Raw genomic sequence first — 2,114 nt, 5'->3', positions numbered from 1 at the left:
TCGCTCGGGATGGCCGCCGGAGCGCTGCTGGCCGCCTCGCCCGCACTCCCCGGCCGCGCCCTGTGGCTGCTGCCCGTCGCGGTCCTGCTCGGCGTGGGATACGCCACGCTGCTGGTGGCGGGGCTGGTCGAGGTCGAGCTGCAGTCCGGACCGCGGGACCACGCCGGGCTCGTGGCCGTGTTCTACGTCCTGGCCTACCTCGGGATGGCCACGCCGTACGTGCTCGCCGAGCTCTCGCGCGCCGGCGGTCCGGTCCCGTGGATCGCCGGGCTGGCGGTGGTGTGCGCGCTGCTCATCCCGCTCACCCAGCGACAGCTACGCTAGCCGGCACGTCGAGGATCACCCCGAGTTGCGCAGGGCCGTGGCCAGGCCGTTCATGGTCAGCTGGATGCCGGTTCGCACCGCCGGGTCGGAGTCCCCGGCGCGATAGCGGCGCAGCAACTCGACCTGCAGCACGTTGAGCGGTTCGAGGTAGGGGAAGCGGTTGCGCACCGAGCGGGCCAGCGCCGGGTTGTCGTCCAACAGCGTTTCCTGCCCCGTGATCTCCAGCAGCATCTCGCGGGTCAGGTCGAACTCGTCGGTGAGCACCCCGTGGATCCGCCGACCCACCTTGGCGTCCGGGACGAGTTCGGCGTAGCGACCGGCCAGCCCCATGTCCGCCTTGGCCATCACCTGCGCCATGTTGGACAGGGTCGTACGCAGGAACGGCCAGTCGTCGTTCAGCCGCCGGAGCGTGGCCAGTCTCTCCCCGGCCGCCGCCTCGCCCTCGGCGTCGACCCACTGCCGCAGTGCGGTGCCCACGCCGAACCAGCCGGGCAGCATCACCCGCGACTGCGACCACGACAGCACCCACGGGATCGCCCGCAGATCCTCGACGCTCGACGTCTGCTTGCGGGAGGACGGCCTGGACCCGATGTTGAGTTCCCCGATCTCGGCGACCGGGGTGGAGGTGGTGAAGTACTCGATGAACCCCGGGTCGTCGTGCACCAGGGACGCGTACGCCGCCCGCCCAAGCCGCGCGAGCTCGGCCATCACCCCGTACGCCTCCCCGGCCCGGTCGCCCAGACCCTCGACGTCGAGCAGCGAGGCCTCGAGCGTCGCCGCCACGAGCGCCTCGAGGTTGCGGCGCGCCCGCCGCGGCTCGGAGTACTTGGCCGAGATGACCTCGCCCTGCTCGGTGATCCGCAGCGCGCCCTGCACCGCGCCCGGTGGCTGCGCGAGGATCGCCTCGTAGGAGTTGCCGCCGCCCCGGCCGACGGCGCCGCCACGGCCGTGGAAGTAGCGCAGGTGCACGCCCGCCCGCGTCGCGGCCTCGGCGAGATCGCGTTCGGCCTGGTAGAGCGCCCAGTTGGCGGCCAGGTACCCGCCGTCCTTGTTGGAGTCCGAGTAGCCGAGCATCACCTCCAGCACGTCGCCCTGCGCCCGGACCAGCGCCCGGAACTGCGGGATCGCGAGCGCCGTGTCGAGGATGTCCGGCCCCGCCGCCAGGTCGTCGATCGTCTCCAGCAGCGGGATCAGCCGAACGCTCGAGCGGGGCTCCGCCGGGTCACCGGAGAACAATCCAACCTCGCGCAGCAACACCGCCGGCTCGAGCAGGTCGGAGACCGTCCCGCACATGGACACGATGTAGTGCGGCACCACCTCCGGGCCGAGCAGGTCCACGGCCGCGGCGGCCGCCCGCATCACCCCGAGTTCCTTGGCCGCCAGCTCTGACAGCTCCGCGCGCGGCCCGAGCAGCGGCCGGTCGTGCGAGAGTTCGCGCAGCAGCAGCTCCACACGGGCGTCCTCGTCCAGCGCCGAGTAGTCCTCGCTCACCCCGGCCAGGGCGAACAGCTCGGTGAGCACCTCCTCGTGCGACTCCGAGTTCTGCCGCATGTCGAGTGCCTGCAGGTGGAACCCGAACGTCCGTACCGCCCACCGCAGGTCCCGCAGACGCGGCGACCGCGCCAGCTCGCCACCGCAGGCCCCGAGCGCGGCGTCGATGACATCCAGATCGGTCAGCATCTCCGCCGGGGAGGTGTAGGCCTCGTCGTCGTCGTGACCGATAGCGTCCGGCGACGATCCGGGTGACGACGACGAGGACCTCACCCGCGCGGCGAGCCGACGGCGAACCA

Annotated in this window: 1 protein-coding gene and 1 pseudogene; one reads left to right on the top strand and one right to left on the bottom strand. The window is 72.2% G+C overall.

From position 1 onward, the window contains the following. A pseudogene (locus tag G6024_RS05285) lies at positions 1-324 on the top strand (MFS transporter); the annotation flags it as partial. A 15-nt stretch (positions 325-339) separates the two neighbouring features. On the opposite strand, the gene G6024_RS05280 reads toward G6024_RS05285, so the two are convergent. After that, positions 340-2,114, bottom strand: a 1,775-nt coding sequence (locus G6024_RS05280; RefSeq protein ID WP_159148232.1) for a phosphoenolpyruvate carboxylase, incomplete at its 5' end; no start/stop codon positions are given.

Origin of the sequence: Dietzia maris (assembly GCF_014144855.1) — a bacterium.
GTDB classification, from domain to species: domain Bacteria; phylum Actinomycetota; class Actinomycetes; order Mycobacteriales; family Mycobacteriaceae; genus Dietzia; species Dietzia kunjamensis.
Note: the sequence above shows the minus strand (reverse complement) of the source record. Positions and strands in the feature narration are given on the sequence as shown.